This window comes from Bradyrhizobium sp. 155 (assembly GCF_023101105.1).
Lineage (GTDB): Bacteria > Pseudomonadota > Alphaproteobacteria > Rhizobiales > Xanthobacteraceae > Bradyrhizobium > Bradyrhizobium canariense_D.
This window is the reverse complement of sequence record NZ_CP064704.1, coordinates 5,220,993-5,238,726: the sequence shown is the minus strand read 5'-3', so window position 1 is coordinate 5,238,726 and position 17,734 is coordinate 5,220,993. Positions and strand designations below refer to the sequence as shown.

The 17,734-nt window shown below is 63.7% G+C and carries 12 protein-coding genes; 6 read left to right on the top strand and 6 right to left on the bottom strand.

Going from position 1 to position 17,734, the window contains the following annotated elements:
* Nucleotides 1–71: 71 nt before the first annotated feature.
* Both IVA93_RS25520 and IVA93_RS25515 read right to left on the bottom strand, forming a co-directional pair.
* On the bottom strand, nt 72–1,514 hold the full coding sequence (locus IVA93_RS25520) for a UdgX family uracil-DNA binding protein (protein WP_247371042.1): 1,443 nt from the start codon (nt 1,512–1,514) through the stop codon (nt 72–74).
* Nucleotides 1,514–2,746 carry a putative DNA modification/repair radical SAM protein gene (locus IVA93_RS25515; protein ID WP_247789262.1) on the bottom strand — a complete coding sequence of 411 codons (1,233 nt, stop codon included), beginning with the start codon at nt 2,744–2,746 and terminating at the stop codon, nt 1,514–1,516. Before IVA93_RS25515 ends, IVA93_RS25520 begins: the two co-directional genes overlap by 1 nt.
* Before the next feature lie 162 nt (nt 2,747–2,908).
* On the opposite strand from IVA93_RS25515, the gene IVA93_RS25510 reads away from it, so the two are divergent.
* From IVA93_RS25510 to IVA93_RS25500, 3 genes are read left to right on the top strand one after another with little or no spacing between them, the layout of a single operon-like run.
* Nucleotides 2,909–3,697 carry an ImuA family protein gene (locus IVA93_RS25510; RefSeq protein WP_204510671.1) on the top strand — a complete coding sequence of 263 codons (789 nt, stop codon included), beginning with the start codon at nt 2,909–2,911 and terminating at the stop codon, nt 3,695–3,697.
* Entirely contained in the window at nt 3,594–5,186 is a 1,593-nt protein-coding gene (locus IVA93_RS25505) for a Y-family DNA polymerase (protein WP_247455152.1), read from the top strand. Before IVA93_RS25510 ends, IVA93_RS25505 begins: the two co-directional genes overlap by 104 nt.
* Nucleotides 5,183–8,551 carry an error-prone DNA polymerase gene (locus tag IVA93_RS25500; RefSeq protein ID WP_247371029.1) on the top strand — a complete coding sequence of 1,123 codons (3,369 nt, stop codon included), beginning with the start codon at nt 5,183–5,185 and terminating at the stop codon, nt 8,549–8,551. Before IVA93_RS25505 ends, IVA93_RS25500 begins: the two co-directional genes overlap by 4 nt.
* A gap of 115 nt (nt 8,552–8,666) precedes the next feature.
* Here IVA93_RS25500 and IVA93_RS25495 read toward each other — a convergent pair whose 3' ends face one another.
* On the bottom strand, nt 8,667–9,437 hold the full coding sequence (locus IVA93_RS25495) for an SDR family NAD(P)-dependent oxidoreductase (protein ID WP_018456902.1): 771 nt from the start codon (nt 9,435–9,437) through the stop codon (nt 8,667–8,669).
* A 176-nt stretch (nt 9,438–9,613) separates the two neighbouring features.
* The gene (locus tag IVA93_RS25490; protein ID WP_007593600.1) at nt 9,614–9,901 is read right to left on the bottom strand and encodes a hypothetical protein; all 288 of its coding nucleotides are present in this window, start codon (nt 9,899–9,901) and stop codon (nt 9,614–9,616) included.
* A 54-nt stretch (nt 9,902–9,955) separates the two neighbouring features.
* Here IVA93_RS25490 and IVA93_RS25485 point away from each other — a divergent pair, with 54 nt between their 5' ends.
* From IVA93_RS25485 to IVA93_RS25475, 3 genes are all read left to right on the top strand, one after another.
* A complete protein-coding gene (locus IVA93_RS25485) occupies nt 9,956–11,368 on the top strand; it encodes a CoA transferase (protein WP_085362355.1) in 1,413 nt (470 codons plus the stop codon).
* Between the two features lie 145 nt (nt 11,369–11,513).
* Complete coding sequence (locus IVA93_RS25480) at nt 11,514–12,758, top strand: efflux RND transporter periplasmic adaptor subunit (RefSeq protein ID WP_247371026.1); 1,245 nt, start codon at nt 11,514–11,516, stop codon at nt 12,756–12,758.
* Between the two features lie 35 nt (nt 12,759–12,793).
* Nucleotides 12,794–15,910: an efflux RND transporter permease subunit gene (locus tag IVA93_RS25475; protein ID WP_085352250.1), complete on the top strand. Its 3,117-nt coding sequence runs from the start codon at nt 12,794–12,796 to the stop codon at nt 15,908–15,910.
* A gap of 9 nt (nt 15,911–15,919) precedes the next feature.
* Here the strand turns inward: IVA93_RS25475 and IVA93_RS25470 are convergent, their stop codons facing one another.
* Both IVA93_RS25470 and IVA93_RS25465 read right to left on the bottom strand, forming a co-directional pair.
* Nucleotides 15,920–16,489 (bottom strand): LysE family translocator, encoded by a 570-nt coding sequence (locus IVA93_RS25470; protein WP_247371022.1) that lies wholly within the window; start codon nt 16,487–16,489, stop codon nt 15,920–15,922.
* 256 nt (nt 16,490–16,745) lie between these two features.
* Nucleotides 16,746–17,708, bottom strand: coding sequence for an amidohydrolase family protein (locus IVA93_RS25465; protein ID WP_018456897.1), 963 nt, complete (start codon nt 17,706–17,708; stop codon nt 16,746–16,748).
* Nucleotides 17,709–17,734: the final 26 nt, after the last annotated feature.

Sequence of the window (17,734 nt, the reverse complement as noted above, 5' to 3'; positions counted from 1 at the left end):
GGGCTATTGTCCGCGATTGATTTGAAGGCTGGATGACAGACGGCGCCTGAAAGGGGTTTTCCCGCCTGTATTCAGGCGGCGCGCGCGGCTTTCTTCTGCAAACCGGCGACGATCTTCAGGTCTTCAACAAAGCGCTGATATTCCAGCGCCTTGGCTTCCGGATCGGGCAGCCGCAGCAGATAGGACGGGTGCACGGTCACCAGCGCCTTGTGACCGTCGGGCAGGTCTATGAGCCGGCCGCGGTTCTTTCCGATCGGGGTGATCTTGCCGAACACGCTCTGCGCGGCGGTCGCGCCCATCGCGACGATGAGATCGGGCTGGATGACGGAGACTTCTCGTTCATACCACTGTCGGCAGGCCTTTATCTCCGGTGTATTCGGCTTTTGATGCAGGCGGATTTTGCCGCGCGGCACGAATTTGAAGTGTTTCACCGCGTTGGTGACATAGACCTTCTTGCGGTCGACGCCGGCCTCCTGCAGCGCCTTGTCGAGCATCTGGCCGGCTGGACCGACGAAGGGATGGCCGGCGAGGTCTTCCTTGTCGCCAGGCTGTTCGCCGACCAGCATGACATTGGCGGACTTCGGACCCTCGCCGAACACGGTCTGGGTGGCGTCCTTGTAGAGATGGCAGGCGCGGCAGTGGGCGGCCTCCTCGCGGAGCGCTTCGAGATCGTCGGCAGCGGTCTTGCGCTTCATCGGAGCCTCCGGCCGCTTTTGAGGCTTGTGCGGATCGGTTGGGGCATTGGCGATCATGGCGCCGGTCATGCGCTCGGCGTCCTCAATCAGGGGCTTAATGATCGAAGCCTCGGGCAGGTTCCTCCAATATTTCTTCGGCATCTCGGTCTGCATTGCCTTCACCCTCAGGCGGGCCGGATTGAAGATGCTGGCGTAGTAGCGCCGCCAGGTTTCCTCCAGCCGGTCTTCGCTCGGTGCCTCGCTCTTGCTGACGCCTGATGTGAACGAGAGCGCGTGGCCATCCCAATGCGCGCACAAATCCGGCGTCAGGATCGACCAGGGCATGTCGGCAAAGCGCTTGGCGAAGAACGGCGCGGCGAGCTCGACGATGTGATGCTCCGGCTCGAACCAGGCGACGTAGTGTGCTTCGCGTTCCCTGCCGATCTCACGGAAGCGCACGAAGGCATGCATCTTGTGCTCGTCGCGGTAGACCGCCTTTGCCATGGCCGCGACTTGCGCGACATCGTGATCGGTCGCGACCTCGATGAGGTCGTGATTGTCCTTCAGCCGAAACAGCAGGCGATAGAGGATCGCGAAACGCTCGGGATCGCGATGCAGGATCGCGGCCTTGGCGAGCTCGACGAATTTTGCCGGCACGTTGAAGGTACCGTCGCCAGCCGCCGGCAGCGCAGACGGCGAGGGCGTCGCGAACAGCTCCGCTTCGCCGCCCTGCACGGCCCAGGTGACATCGGCCGGTTTCGTTTGGTGAAGCACGAGGCTACGTGCGGCTTTACGCCAGCCGTCGAAATCGGTTTCGTTCTCGAGGGTGATGTACTGCATCAGAATCCAAATCCCAGTTGCGTTGCCGGCTTGAACCGTTCGATCAACAGTGCCTCGTCGAGGCGATGCGGCGGGGGCTTGTGATCGCTGAGGACGATGAACGGCAGCGCCTTGTTGCGGGGCACATGCAGCCGCGCGAGGTCGGCGACGCGGATCGTGGTCGTGCGGCGCGCCGCGATGATGCGCTCGACCGCCTTGGTGCCGAAGCCCGGCACGCGCAACAACTCCTCGCGGCTGGCGCGGTTGACGTCGAGCGGGAAGCGGTCGCGGTGACGCAGCGCCCAGGCGAGTTTTGGATCGATGTCGAGCGGCAGCATCGCGCTATCGTCGACGATCTCGCCGACGTCGAAGCCGTAGAACCGCATCAGCCAATCGGCCTGATAGAGACGGTGCTCGCGCAGCAAGGGCGGCGCGCGCAGAGGCAGCGCGCGGCTGGCATCGGGGATCGGGCTGAACGCGGAATAATAGACGCGCCTCAGCCTGTATGAACCGTAGAGATTGGCGCTGGTGTGGAGGATGGTGTGGTCGGAGGCCGCGTCGGCGCCGACGATCATCTGCGTGCTTTGGCCGGCCGGTGCGAAGCGCTGCGGCTTGGCTTTTGTGTTCGCGCTGTGGCTTTCCTCGGCCTCGTCCAGCTTCAGCCGCAGCCGGCCCATGGTGCGGCGGATCGCGCGCACGTCTTTCTCGGGCGCGAATTGCTGCAGGCTCGTCTCCTGCGGCATCTCGATGTTGATGGAGAGACGGTCGGCATATTTGCCGGCCTCGGAGATCAATGCATCGTCGGCCTCGGGGATCGTCTTGAGAGGGATGTAACCGCGGAAGTGATGCTCCTCGCGCAGTTTGCGCGCGACGCTCACCACCTGCTCCATGGTGTAGTCGGGGTTGCGGATGATGCCGGAGGAGAGAAACAGTCCTTCGATGTAATTGCGCCGGTAGAAGTCGAGCGTCAGCTTGACGACTTCGTCGATGGTGAAGCGGGCACGCGGCACGTTGGAGGAGGCCCGGTTGACGCAATAGAGGCAGTCGTAGTTGCAGGCGTTGGTCAGCAGCACCTTGAGCAGCGAGATGCAGCGGCCGTCCGGCGCGTAAGAATGGCAAATGCCCATGCCGGGCGCGGTCGATCCCATGCCCTTGCCGTCGCTGGAATCCCGCCTCTCGGTGCCGCTGGAGGCGCAGGACGCGTCGTACTTGGCGGCGTCCGCCAGGATTTCCAGCTTGCGTTGCACGTCCATATTGGAATCCCTTTGATTCAGCTCATGAATCCCAAGGCCCGCCAATTCGATTGACTCCCGGGGCGTCGTTAGCTTTATATTAGAACATATCATGAACAAATGAGCTAGCCGCTGGTTCTCTTTTTGAGAGCCATCGGCAATCACCCTTAAGGAGCGGCGTATATGAGCGGCGCACGAACAAGCGCGCTTGCAGCCTTGCGCGGCCAGATCGAGCGCATCGAGACGGCGGAGGTCGTGCATCATCGCGACCGTGTCGCGCTCGGCCATCGCGAGGCCGACAGCGCGCTGAAGGGCGGGCTCGCACGCGCGGCAATCCACGAGGTATTTTGCGAAGGACGTCAGGGCGCGGCCGCGACGGGCTTTGTCACCGGACTTGCGGGGCGCGTGACGGCACGCAAACCGCTGCTGTGGGTGCGGCAGGATTTTTCAGAAATTGAAACCGGTGCGCTGTCGATGAGCGGGCTCACCGAGATCGGTCTCGATCCGCGCCGCATGGTGATGGTGCGCGCCGCCGACGTGGAGAGTGCGTTGCGCACGGCGGCCGATGCGCTCGCCTGCGACGCGCTGGGTGCGATCGTGCTCGAGCTCTGGGGCGAGACGAGGCAGTTCGATCTGGTTGCGAGCCGCAAGCTGACGCTGGCTGCGCAGTCTTCTGGTGTCACCGGCTTGCTGCTGCGGATGGCCGCGCAACCTTTACCCTCAACCGCCGAGACCAGATGGATGCTGCGCGCGGCGCATTCGCCGCCGGGCGCGATGTGGAGTGCCTGGGGGGCGCCGCGCTTCGATGCCGAGCTCCTGCGCAATCGTCATGGCCCGTGCGGCCGGTGGATCATGGAATGGAAATGTGATGAGTGCCAGTTCTCTGAATCGTCGGCGTATCCTCAGCCTGTGGCTGCCGCGCCTGCCCATCGATCGGATCCAGCGGTTCTTCGGCAACGTCGGACTGCATGAAAATAATGCGCCCAGCATCGTCGTTGCCAAGGACAGCAACGCGCTGGTGATCCATGCGCTGGACGAGGCGGCCGAGCGCCTCGGTCTGCATATCGGCCAGCCTTTGGCCAATGCCCGGGCGATGTGTCCTGATTTAAAGGTGTTCGACGCCGATGCCGTGGCCGATGCCAAGACGATCGGCGACATCGCCGACTGGTGCGATCGTTTCACGCCGCTGGTGGCACTCGATCCGCCGCACGGGCTGTTCCTCGACATCACCGGCTGCGCGCATCTGTTCGGCGGCGAGGCTGCGCTGTTGCAAACCCTTGTCCGCGCCCTCGACCGCCAGGGCTTTGCCGTCAGCGCGGCGATCGCCGGCACCTCGGTCTGCGCGCGCACGCTGACGCGGCAATCTTCAGGGACCATCGTTGCCGATGGCGAGGAGGCGGCGGCAATCAGTCGGTTTCCGGTGTCCGCACTTGGCGCGGGTGAGGCCATTACCACCGGTCTGCGACGCGCCGGCCTGAAGACCATCGGCGATGTCGCCTCGCGCACGCCGAGCGAAATCACGGCGCGGTTCGGTGCGCGGTTCTCCACGCTGCTCGCGCATGCGCTGGGGCAGGGCGATGCGCCGATCAATCCACGAAAGCCGCCGCCTGATTACATCGTGGAGAAACGCTTTGCCGAGCCGATCGCGACCGACACCATGATCGCGATGACGCTGTCGCGCCTGGCGGATACGTTGATCGCGTCGATGGAGAAGCAGGGCAAGGGCGCGCGACGGTTAGAAGCCACATTCTTCCGTACCGACGGCGCGGTGCGCGCCATCATGGTCGAAACCGGACGTCCCGTGACGCGGAGCGCGGTCGTCGACCGGCTGTTCCGCGAGCGTCTCGATGCACTCGCCGATCCCCTCGATCCCGGCTTCGGCTTCGACATGGTGCGGCTGTCGGCAAGCCGCACCGAGATCGTGGTGCAGGAGCAGCGCGATCTCGACGCCCATGTCCACGACAATGACGAGCTTGCCGCGCTGATCGACCGCATCGCCGCGCGCATCGGCGGAAAGCGCGTCGTCGTGCACCTGCCTGAGGATACCCATATCCCTGAATGTGCGGTGCTGGCGGCGCCTGCCCAGCATCATCTCGCCGTGGCCATGCAGGCCGAATGGCCCGCGCGCACCGAGACTGAGCCGCCGCTGCGTCCGTTGCGGTTGTTCGACAAGCCTGAGCCGATCAATGTGCCGTTCGCGACCGTGCCCGACGGGCCGCCGCATCAATTCACCTGGCGCCGCGCGCAGCATGCGGTGGTGCGGGTGGAGGGCCCCGAGCGCATCGCCATGGAATGGTGGCGGCAGGACGGCAAGCAACTGACGCGGGATTATTTCCGTATCGAAGATGCCGAAGGCTTGCGCTTCTGGATCTTTCGCGACGGTCTTTACGAGGGGGAGTGCTTCGACGGCGACGGCAAGCCCGTTCCTCCCGGTTGGTATGTGCACGGTCTCTTCGCATGAACATACCTGCTTATGCCGAGATCGGCATCACCACGAATTTCTCCTTCCTGCGCGGCGGCTCGGATCCGCGCGACTATGTACATCAGGCCAGCATCCTCGGCATTCCCGCGATCGGCATTGCCGATCACAACACGCTGGCCGGTGTGGTGCGTGCCTACAAGGAGCTCGACAATGACGAGGTGCTGCACAAGCCGAAGCTTTTGATTGGCATCCGCATCGTCTTCGTCGACGGCACGCCGGATATCCTGGTCTATCCGCGCGACCGCGCCGCCTATGGCCGGCTGTGCCAGCTTCTCACCAGGGGCAAGCGCGGCGACGACATCACGCGGATCGCGAAGGGCGAGTGCCATCTCACCTTCGCCGATCTCCTTGCGTTTTCCGAAGGCCAGCTCCTGATCCTGACACTGCCGCATCGCTTCGATGCGACGCAAGCGCAGGACATCCTAGCCAAGCTGAAGGCAAGTCGGGCCGAGGGCGTGTGGCTGGCGGCGAGCCTGGTCTATCGCGGCGGCGACCGCCGTCGCCTCGCGCAGCTCGATGATCTCGCCGCAAAAGCAAAAGTGCCTCTGCTTGCGACCAACGAGGTGCTCTATCACCATCCCGCGCGCCGTCCCCTCCAGGACGTGCTGACCTGCATCCGGGAAAAGACCACGATCGAGGCGATCGGCCGGAAGCTGGAAGCCAATGCCGAGCGGTTTCTGAAGACGCCCAGGGAGATGGCGCGGCTGTTCCGCGATTTCCCTGACGCTGTCGCGGAGACCATGCGCTTTGCGGACAAGATCACCTTCTCGCTCGATCAGCTCAAATACCAGTATCCGGACGAGCCGGTACCGCGGGGCAAGACCGCGCAAGGGCATCTGGAGGATCTGACCTGGGCCGGTGTCGACAAATATTTCGGCGGCAAGATCGACGACAAGCTGCGCGCCACCCTGAAGAAAGAACTCGCACTGATCGCCGATCTGAAATACGCGCATTACTTCCTCACCGTGCACGACATCGTGCATTACGCCCGCAGCCAGAACATTTTGTGCCAGGGGCGGGGATCGGCGGCGAATTCGGCGGTCTGCTACGTGCTCGGCATCACCTCGGTCGACCCGACCAAGGTCGATCTGCTGTTCGAGCGCTTCATCTCCAAGGAGCGGCTGGAGCCGCCCGACATCGACGTCGATTTCGAGCATTCGCGGCGCGAGGAGGTGATGCAGTATGTCTATCGGCGTTACGGCCGTCATCGCGCCGCGATCATCGCCACCGTCATCCATTATCGCCCGCGCAGCGCCATCCGCGACGTCGGCAAGGCGCTGGGCCTGACCGAGGACGTCACCGCCGCACTCGCCGACACCGTCTGGGGCAGCTGGGGCAAGGGTCTCAACGACATGCAGGTCAGGCAGGCCGGCCTCGATCCGCAAAATTCCATGATCAACCTCGCTGTCGAGCTCGCGACCGAGTTGATCGAATTCCCGCGTCATCTGTCTCAGCATGTCGGCGGCTATGTGCTCACGCAGGACCGGCTCGATACCTATGTGCCGATCGGCAACGCCGCGATGGACGATCGCACCTTCATCGAATGGGACAAGGACGACGTCGACGCGCTCAACATGATGAAGGTCGACGTGCTCGCGCTGGGCATGCTGACCTGCATCCGCAAATGCTTTGATTTGATCGAGCAGCACAAGGGCGAACGCTGGATGCTGGCGAGCGTCCCGCAGGATGATTCCAGGGTTTACGACATGCTGTGCGACGGGGAATCGCTCGGCGTGTTCCAAGTCGAGAGCCGCGCGCAGATGAACATGTTGCCGCGGCTGAGGCCGCGGACCTTCTACGATCTCGTGATCGAGGTCGCGATCGTGCGGCCTGGTCCGATCCAGGGCGACATGGTGCATCCTTATCTGCGGCGGCGGAACGGCCTGGAAAAGGTGAGCTATCCGTCTCCGTCGCCGGATCATGGCGACAAGGACGAGCTTTACAGGGTGCTGCACAAGACGCTCGGCGTGCCCTTGTTCCAGGAGCAGGCGATGCGGATCGCGATCGAAGCCGCGAAGTTCACGGCCGAGGAGGCCAACGGCCTGCGCCGTGCGATGGCAACGTTCCGCAATGTCGGTACCATCGACAAGTTCGAAGACAAGATGATCGGCAACATGATCGCGCGCGGTTATGCGCCTGATTTTGCCAGAAACTGTTTCGAACAGATCAAGGGGTTTGGCAGTTACGGTTTTCCGGAGAGCCATGCCGCAAGCTTCGCGCAGCTTGTCTATATCTCCTCATGGCTGAAGCATTATCACCCTGATGCATTCTGCTGCGGCCTCCTGAACTCGCAGCCGATGGGCTTTTACGCCCCGGCGCAGATCGTCAGCGACGCCCGCAAGAACGGGGTCGAGGTGCGCGAGATCGATGTGTCCTACAGTTTTGCGCAGAGCACGCTGGAGCAGGGAAACGGCGGATATTGCGCGGTACGTCTCGGCTTCCGCCAGATCGACGGTTTCCACTGGCTGGACGAGGATGAGGAAAGGCTGAAAAGAGGCGCGTCCCGGAATGACCATGTGGAGAGAGCGCCCGACTGGGCCGACCGCATCGTCGCCGCCCGCAACCGCCGGCCCTTCACATCGCTGGAAGACTTCGCCCGCGACACCGGCCTGCCCAAGCGCGCGTTGATCCTGCTCGCCGATGCCGACGCGTTCCGCTCGCTCGGGCTCGACCGCCGCGAGGCGCTGTGGCAGGTGCGGCGCCTGCCCGACGATGTGCCGCTGCCGCTGTTCGAGGTGGCCACCGCACGCGAGCAGCCGGACGAGCACGCCAGGCCGTTGCCGGTGATGCCGCGCGCCGAACAGGTGGTCGCGGACTACCAGACCATTCGCCTTTCGCTCAAAGGCCATCCGATTGAATTTTTGCGGGAGATGTTTACGCGCGAGCGCATCGTCGCCTGCAAGGACATCAATCACGACAACGAGCGGCGCCGTGTCCGCTGTGCCGGCGTCGTGCTGGTACGGCAGCGGCCGGGCAGCGCCAGCGGCGTCGTGTTCATGACACTGGAGGACGAAACCGGCATCGCCAATGTCGTGGTGTGGCCGAAGATCATGGAGCAGTACCGGAAGGAGGTGATGGGCGCACGCCTCATCCTCGTCGAGGGCTACATCCAGAGCAGTCCCGAAAAGGTGACGCATCTGATCGCCCAGCGGATGATCGACCGCTCGCACGATCTGGTCGGCCTCGCCAACGACGCCCTCGGCCGCAAGCATCCGGTGCCGGCAGGCGTCGCCCCGATCGAGCCGCTCAACGACGATCCCCGCGCCCACACGGATGCGCCCGCGCAAAAACTTCGCCACCCCCGCAACGTCCGCATCCTGCCGCCGTCGCGGGATTTTCATTGAGGGTGGGGGCCGCGTCTCGCTCGTCCCGTCATTGCGAGCGCAGCGAAGCAATCCAGACTGTCACCGCGGAGAAATACTGGATTTGCTTCGCTACGCTCGCAATGACGAGTCTGTTCTAAAAATTCACCCGGTTCGAGATCGCGCCGTCCACCACCAGATTGGAGCCCGTGGTGAACCCCGACACCGGGCTCGCCAGAAACACCGCTGCGCTCGCGATCTCCTGCGGCGTCGCCATGCGGCCGGTGGGGTTACGCTTCATCGCATCATTGTAGCGCTCGGGCATGTTATGCTCGATCGTATTCCAGACGCCGCCCTTGAAATAGACCGTGCCTGGCGAGACCACGTTGACGCGGATCTTCTTCTTCGCGTACTGCCGTGCCAGCCCCTTGGCCATGTGGATCAACGCAGCCTTGATCGGGCCGTAGGAACTCGCCGTGTCCGCTTGCGCCGCGGAGATCGATGAGATGATCACGAAGGCGGCGTCGCCACCCTTGTCGCCACTAGCCTCGAGGAACGGCCGCGCGGCGTCGAACGCGTGCACGGCGCCGAGCAGGTCGAGTCGAAAATTCTGCTCCCACGACGCGGCATCATGGCCTTGTGCCATTGCACCCGCGTTAGAGAACAGCATGTCGATGCCGCCAAGCTCCTTTGCAGCATTCTCGATCCAGGATTTCAGTGCCGCGCCGTCCGTGACATCCACCGGACCGCCGGTCGCGCGGATCCCGCTGGCCTTCAACTCCGTAACCGTGGCGGCAACCTGGTCCGCGTTGCGTGCACACACCGCGACATTGCTGCCTTCGCCGGCCAGCGTCGCCGCAATCGCCCGCCCGATGCCGCGCGTCCCGCCAAGTACGATGGCGTTCTTGCCCTTGAGACCGAGATCCATTGGTTGGTTTTCCTTTTTTGTTGGTCGCAGCTAGTGTAGCTGTTTCGAGAGATGCCCAAAAGCCTCCAGATCGTCATTGCGAGGAGCTCTTGCGACGAAGCAATCCAGACTGCCACCGCGGAAAGACTCTGGATTGCTTCGCTTCGCTCGCAATGACCGTGTGGAAACAGCGGCCCTCACTCCGGTGCCGCCCCCACCGGCGGGCCGCCGGGCGGGCGGTGCAGGAATGTCAGTGAGACGTAGGCGCCGGCCCAGGAGCCGATCGCCGCGAAAGCCACATAGAAAGCGTTTTCGGTGTAGCTGATCACCGCATAGGAGGAGAGCATGTACCAGACCGCGCTCCAGTTCGCCGCGGGCACGCGCTTGCGCGCGATCACGGCCGAGGTGAACATGACATAGACCGCGTCGGTGGCCGCCGTTGCGATGAACACGGCGCCTGCGGTGAGAGGATCGATGGCGGCCATTGCATGTCCTTGTGTGCTAATGCGATGGTCGCAAACTAAAGGGAGAGAAGGGTCATGCAAAGCCCCACCGAGATTCTCAGCAACATCTGGACCTCCGCTGGCGGTGACGCCGCCGCGCTCGCGCGCGTCCGGCTGACGGGCGAGGAGCCGCAGATCCCGTCCTCATTTCGCGTCGCAATTGCCGGCCAGACAACGATCGCCGCCGCCGGCCTTGCCGCCGCCGAAATCTGGAGATTGCGCAGCGGCGAAGCGCAGGACGTCAGCGTCGACCTGCGCCATGCCGTCGCCGAATGCCGCTCCGAGCGCTACTTGCGCGTCGACGACAAGCCGCCGCCGCCCGCTTGGGACGCCATCGCCGGCGTCTACAGAACCGGCGACAACCGCTTCGTCCGCTGCCACACCAATTTCCCGCATCATCGCGACGCCGTCTGCAAGGTGCTCGGCTGCGAACCCGAGCGCGAGAAGGTGCAGGCCGCATTGATGCAATGGAAGAGCGAGGATTTCGAGACTGCGACCTACGCCGCGGGCGGCGTCGTTGCCCTGATGCGTTCGTACGACGAATGGTCGGCGCTGCCGCAGGCCCGCGCGCTCGCCGAATTGCCGCTGGTCTCGATCGAGAAGATCGGCGAGGCCCCGCCGAAGCCATGGCCGCAACGATTGCCAAAAGGCGATCGCCCGCTCGCAGGCCTGCGCGTGCTCGATCTCTCTCGCGTCATCGCGGGGCCCGTCGCCGGCCGCACGCTCGCCGCGCACGGCGCGGATGTGCTGCTCGTGTCAGGCCCCGAACTGCCGGCCATTCCGTGGCTGACCATCGACACCGGGCGCGGCAAGCTCACCACCTTCATCGAGCTGAAAAGCGAGGCCGGGCGTGCGCAGTTGCGCGAGCTCTTGAGAGACGCCGATATCTTCTCGCAAGGCTATCGCCCGCGCGCGCTTGCCGCTCTCGGCTTCACGCCGGAGGACGCAGCGACAATCAACCCCGGCATCGTCTACGTAACGCTGTCAGCCTATGGCCATGCCGGTCCCTGGGCTGAACGGCGCGGCTTCGATTCGCTGGTGCAGACCACGACCGGGTTCAACCATGCCGAAGGACAGGCTGCCGGCATCGATGGACCGAAGGAATTGCCGGCGCAGATGCTCGACCACGCCACCGGCTATCTGATGGCGTTCGGCGCGATGATGGCCAAGGCCCGCCAGGCCCGCGAAGGCGGCAGCTGGCACGTGCGCGTGTCGCTGGCGCAGACCGGGCGCTGGCTGTGGAATCTCGGACGGCTCGAAAAGGGCCTGAATACCCCGGATATTACGGGTGAGGCCGTACATGCTGCATTCATCGAGGGCATGCCATCTGGCTTCGGCACGTTGAAGGCGGTGCGCCATTCGGCACTGCTGTCGAAGACGCGGGCGCAATGGAGCCGTCCGGCGATGCCGCTCGGCAGTCATCCGGCAGAGTGGCCTGCGATAAGCTGACGTGAAGCTGACGTGTCGCAAATTTTTAACGCAAACCGAAAGGCGCCCGGTGTTTTTTAGGTTGTTTGAAATTACAATTCGGCACTATTAGCGCGACCGATGACGGAGGCATCCGCCGGTATCATCGCAGACATGACCGGGCCCCATGGTAGTTGAAAATACCAAGCGATTGCAGGTGCTTACAAAACAACGGGTAATTACATCCGTAGTTTTACTAGCTCTTGCCGGTGCCGGGGCCTACGGCTTCCTCTATGCGGGAGCCAAGGAGAAGAGCCACTCCGAGATCTCCAGCCAATCGCGCAGAAATGCGCAGAACTTCACGCCGACGCCGTCCGAATGGGCGGCGCTGACGATCGAGCCGGTCAAGGCCAAGACCTTCCGCGCCGAGTATGTCACCGAGGGCAAGGTCGCAGTCGACGAGGACCGTTCGACGCCGGTGTTTTCACCCTATGCAGGCCGGGTGACCAAGCTGCTCGCCAAGCCAGGCGAGGTGCTGAAGCAAGGCCAACCGCTGTTCACGATCGAGGCCGCCGACACCGTGCAGGCCCAGAACGATTTCATTGCGGCGATGAGCTCGCAGAACAAGGCCAAGTCGGCGATCGATCTTGCCGATATCCAGTTCAAGCGCGCCAAGGACCTCTACGAGGGCCATGCCATCCCACTGAAGGACTATCAGCAGGCGGAAGCGACCCAGGTTCAAGCGCAGAACGACATGCGCTCCTCGGCGACAGCGCTGGAAGCCGCGCGCAACAAGCTGCGGATCCTCGGCTTCACCGACGAGACCATCAAGGCGTTCCAGGACAAAGGCGTCATCAATCCGGAAGTCACGATCTATTCGCCAATCGCAGGCACGGTCGTGCAGCGTAAAATTGGCCCCGGCCAGTACGTCAATTCGGGCGCCAGCGATCCGGTCTTCGTGGTCGGCGATCTCTCCACCGTCTGGCTCACCGCCTTCGTGCGCGAGAGCGATGCGGCTGCCGTGTGCATCGGGCAGGACATCACCGTCAACGTGATGGCGCTCCCGGGCCGCCCCTTGACCGCCAAGGTCAACTACGTCGCCGCCGCGATCGATCCGAACACCCGCCGCCTGCTGGTCCGCGCCACCATCGACAACAAGGATGGCCTGCTGAAGCCGGAGATGTTCGCCAACGTCACGATCTATTCGTCCGGCGACCGCGCCGCGCCGGCGGTACCGAAGCAGGCCTTGATCTACGAAGCCGACAAGGTCCGCCTCTGGGTCGCACGCGAGGACAAGTCGGTGGAGCTGCGCGAGATCAAGATCGGTCTCATCAATGGCAACCTCGTCGAGGTCACCAGCAATCTCAAGCCCGGCGAGCAGGTGGTCACCAAAGGCAGCCTGTTCATCGACCGCGCCGCGTCCGGCAGCTGATCGACGGGCCGGGAAAAGACAAGCTGAAGACCTGAATGGATCGCCTCGTCGCCCTTGCCGTCAACCGGCGCTTCCTAATGGTCGGGATGTTCGTCGCCGTCCTCATCGGCGGCCTGATCGCGTTCAACCAGCTCAACATCGAGGCTTACCCCGATCCGACTCCGCCGATGGTCGACATCGTGACGCAGAGCCCGGGCCTGTCGGCGGAGGAGATCGAGCGCTACATCACCATTCCGATCGAGACCCAGGTCGCGGGTCTGAAGAACGTGACGACCATTCGCACCATCTCGCTCTACGGCCTCTCCGACGTCAAACTGCAGTTCTCGTTCGCTTACACCTATGACGAGGCATTGCAGCAGGTGTTGAACCGCCTGGCGCAGCTCGCGCCGCTGCCCGGCAATGTGCAGCCGCAGATCTCGCCGCTCAGTCCAATTGGCGAAATCTTCCGCTACCGTCTCGTCGGCCCGCCGAACTACAGCGTGCTCGACCTCAAGACCATCCAGGACTGGATCCTCCAGCGGCGCTTCCGTGCCGTGCCCGGCGTGATCGACGTCACCGGATGGGGCGGCAAGAGCAAGACCTACGAGCTCCAGGTCGACTTCAACAAGCTGGTCGCCAACGGCCTGACGCTGCCGCAATTGCTCCAGGCGGTCGGCAATTCCAACGTCAATGTCGGCGGCAACACCGTCAATATCGGTCAGCAATCGGCCGTGGTGCGCGGCGTCGGCCTGATCCGCTCGATCGACGACCTCGCCAACACCATGGTCTCGCAGACCAACGGCAATCCGGTGCTGGTCAAGGACGTCGCCACCGTCACCGTCGGCCAGAAGCCCCGTCTCGGCATCGCCGGCCTCGATGAGTCCGACGACATCGTGCAAGGCATCGTCCTGATGCGCCGCGGCGAGCAGAGCTCGCCAACCATCAAGCGCGTCCACCAACTCGTTCAAACCATCAACGACTCCAGCATCCTGCCCCCCGGCGTGCGCATCGAGCGCATCTATGACCGCGGCGACCTGATCGACCTCACGACCCACACTGTGCTCCACAACATGGTGATCGGCATTCTGCTGATCGTGTTGCTGCAGTGGATATTCCTCGGCGATCTCCGCAGTGCGCTGATCGTCGGCGCCACCATTCCGTTCGCGCTGTTCTTCGCGGTGATCATCCTGGTGCTACGGGGGGAATCGGCGAACCTGTTGTCGGTCGGCGCGATCGATTTCGGCCTGATCGTCGATGCCACCGTCATCATGGTGGAGGCGATCTTCCGGCGCCTGACGCAGACGACGCCGATGTCGGAATCCGAGCAGATGTCGTCCGAGACGCTGTTCGGCATGAAAAGCCACGCCATCCTCAGCGCGGCGGCCGATGTCTCTCGTTCGATCTTCTTCGCCGCGGCCATCATCATCGCGGCCTTCCTGCCGCTGTTCACGCTCTCCGGCGTCGAGGGCAACATCTTCGGACCGATGGCCCGGACCTATGCCTACGCGCTGGCCGGCGGTCTGCTTGCGACGTTCACCGTCACTCCTGCGCTGTCGGCGATCATTCTGCCGGCGCATGTTCATGAGACCGAGACCAGGGTGATGCTGATCCTGCATCGGATCTACATGCCGGTGCTGCATTGGGCCGTCGCCAACCGCGGCATCATGCTCGGTGGCGCGTTCGGCCTCGTACTGATGACGGTTGCGCTCAGCCGCTTGCTTGGCCTCGAATTCCTGCCGAAGCTGGAGGAGGGCAATCTCTGGATCCGCGCCACGCTGCCGCCGACCATCTCGCTTCAGGAAGGCAACTCCTACGTCAACGAGATGCGCAAGGTGATCCGCGCGCGGCCTGAAGTGGAATCCGTGGTGTCGCAGCACGGCCGCCCCGATGACGGCACTGACGCCGCGGGCTTCTTCAACGCCGAGTTCTTCGCGCCGCTCAAGCCCGCCAGCCAATGGCCCGGCACCCGCGACAAGGAAGAGTTGACCGCGCAGCTGCTCAAGCAGCTTGACGATCGCTTCCCCGGCGTCGAGTTCAACTTCTCGCAATATCTCCAGGACAATGTCTCCGAAGCCGTTTCCGGCGTGAAGGGCGAGAACTCGATCAAGCTGTTCGGCAGCGATCTCCAGGCGCTGACCGACACCGCCAACAAGATCAAGTCGGTGCTATCAACCGTGCAGGGCGTCACCGACCTTGCCGTGTTCACCTCACTGGGGCAGCCGACCATCCAGATCGATATCAACCGTGCCAAGGCCGCGCGCTATGGCCTCGCGCCGGGCGACATCAACGCCACCATCAAGGTCGCGATCGGCGGCGACACCGCCGGTGACATCTACGAGGCAGGAAGTGACCGCCACTTCCCGATCATCGTTCGTCTTGCGCCGGAATTCCGCAGGAGCGCCGAGGCGATCCAGAATTTGCGGATCGGTGCGCCCGGACCGAACGGCACCGTCACGCAGATCCCCCTGAGCGAGGTCGCCACCATCAGCCTCGTCTCGGGTGCGGCCTACATTTATCGCGAGCAGCAGGAGCGCTATCTGCCGATCAAGTTCTCGGTACGGGAACGCGACCTCGGCAGCGCCATCCGCGAGGCGCAGCAGAAGATCGCCGCTCAGGTGCAACTGCCGCCCGGCGCGCACATGGACTGGGTCGGCGAATTCGGCAATCTCCAGGACGCGATCCGGCGATTGTCGATCGTGGTGCCGATCTCGCTGGCGCTGATCGGCGTCCTGCTCTGGTTCAATTTCGGCTCGATGACCGACACGCTGCTCGCCATGAGCGTGATTCCGATGGCCATCTTCGGCGGCGTGCTCGGTCTCTTGATCACAGGTACCGCCTTCAGTGTCTCGGCGGCGATCGGCTTCATCGCGCTGTTCGGCATCGCCGTGATGGACGGCATCATCATCCTGTCGCAGTTCAACCAACTCATCGAAGAGGGCATGGACCGCATGAGCGCGGTGATACGCACCGGCGAATTGCAGCTTCGGCCGGTGCTGATGACCTGCGTCGTCGCCGGCATCGGCCTGTTGCCGGCCGCGCTGTCGGAAGGCATCGGCTCGCAGGTGCAGAAGCCGCTTGCGGTGGTCGTGGTGACAGGCATGATGCTCGCCCCTATCGTGATCCTGGTGACGCTGCCGGTGTTGATCTCCTTCTTCTCCCGCCGCGCACGCTGACGCCGCCAATCACAGCATCCGCTGCGCGATCCGCACCAGCATCATGGTGCCGAGGCCCAGCAGCATCAAGCTGGCCAACCGACTGCTCATCGACAGCATGCGCGGCGTCAGCCGTGACCGCGCCATTGCCACGATCGTGCTGAGCACGGTCCACCAGATCGCGGAACCGACGAAGACACCGGCGATCAGCGGGGCTGCCGCGGTCTGCATTGAAAAGGCGTGCAGCGCAGCCAGAAACAGGATGACGGTCAGCGGATTGGTGAACCCAAGCGCGATGGCGCTGAGATAGGCCCGCGCCAGATGCACGTTGTCGACGACGTCGGTCGTCTGGAGCGCGACCGAGCCGCGATGGGTCCGGATCGCGAACCACAGCAGCGTGAGCGCCGAGACGGTGCCGAAGCCGGCGGCATTGGCCTCGACCCAGGGCTGTGCCAGCGAGCCCAGTCCTAAAACCGCGAGAGCGCTGTAGGTGAGATGCACGGTCGCGGCGCCGAAGCCGGTTGCGAGGCCCGTGGCCATGCCGGATGCCAATGTGCGCTGTATGCACAGCATGCCCATCGGTCCGATGGGGGCGGCCACGGTGAAACCAATTCCAATGCCGGAAAAAAGCGCGGCAAAATAATGCGATAAAGGCATGCACCCGCACGAACAAATGAAATCTGTGCGTGTGCGTAGCCCCGAAAAAGAATCGCCGCCTCAACCAGAAGGGTGAGAAACGGACGAGAGCACAAACACGTCGTGTGAGTCCAACGAGTTTGTGCCTTCGCGACAACAGTTCCACGCCTCATTGTGGAACCGTGTCGCGGTCGTTGAACCGAATTGCGCTTGGCGCGACTCAGAACCCGTAGAGTTGCGCCGGGTTGTCGACCAGGATCTTCTTGCGCACATCTGCATCCGGCGCCCACACCGGAAGCTGGTTGAGCAGGCGGCCGTCGTCGATCTGGTAGAGCGGCGCGATGTCGGTGGCTTTGCGTCCCTCGACACGGCTCGAATCCGGATGCGGCCAGTCCGTGCCCCAGACGATGCGGTCCGCATTCGCCGCGATCAGTGCGCGGGCATAGGGCACCATGTCCTGATAGTCGGGCGCGAGCTTCGAGGAGCGATAGGCGCCGGAAATCTTGACATAGGCCTTGCCGGATTTCACCAGCGCGACCAGGTCGGAAAATCCCGGCTGCTCCAGCCCAAGCGAGGCCTCAAGGCCGCCGAAATGGTCGAATACAACGGGTACTGGCGCCGTCTCGACGAGGTCCTTGATCGCCGAGATCATGGGAAGCGTCGTGTAGAGCTGCACGTGCCAACCGCGCGCCTTCATGCGCTCGACTGCGGCGGTGAAGCGCGGCCGGCCGACATTGGGGTCGTTGACGCCGCCGGTCGCGAGATTGAGGCGGACACCGCGAAAGCCGTCTGCCTGCATCGTGTCAAGCTGGGCCTCGGTCGTTTTGTCGTCGATCACGGCCACCCCGCGCGCGGCCGCGCCACGCGCTTTCATGCCGAACAGCGTCGACGAGTTGTCGGTGCCGTAGACGCTCGGCGTCACGATCACCACGCGCTCGATATGCAGCGCCTTGTGCAGCGCGGCCATCTCCTCCGGCGAAGCCGGTTCCGGCGTGTAGACGCGGCCCGCGAAGAACGGAAATTTTTCGACATCGCCATGGATGTGGGTGTGACAGTCGCAGGCATGGGCCGGGACGTCGAAATTGACCGGAGTGGCGGGCTGCGCGGCACGTGCGTGGGCTTTGTTCGACATGGCAACTCCGGCGGCAAGGGAGGCAAGCAGGACGCTGCGTCGGCTGAGCATGGTTTCTCTCCCTGTATTATTATTTG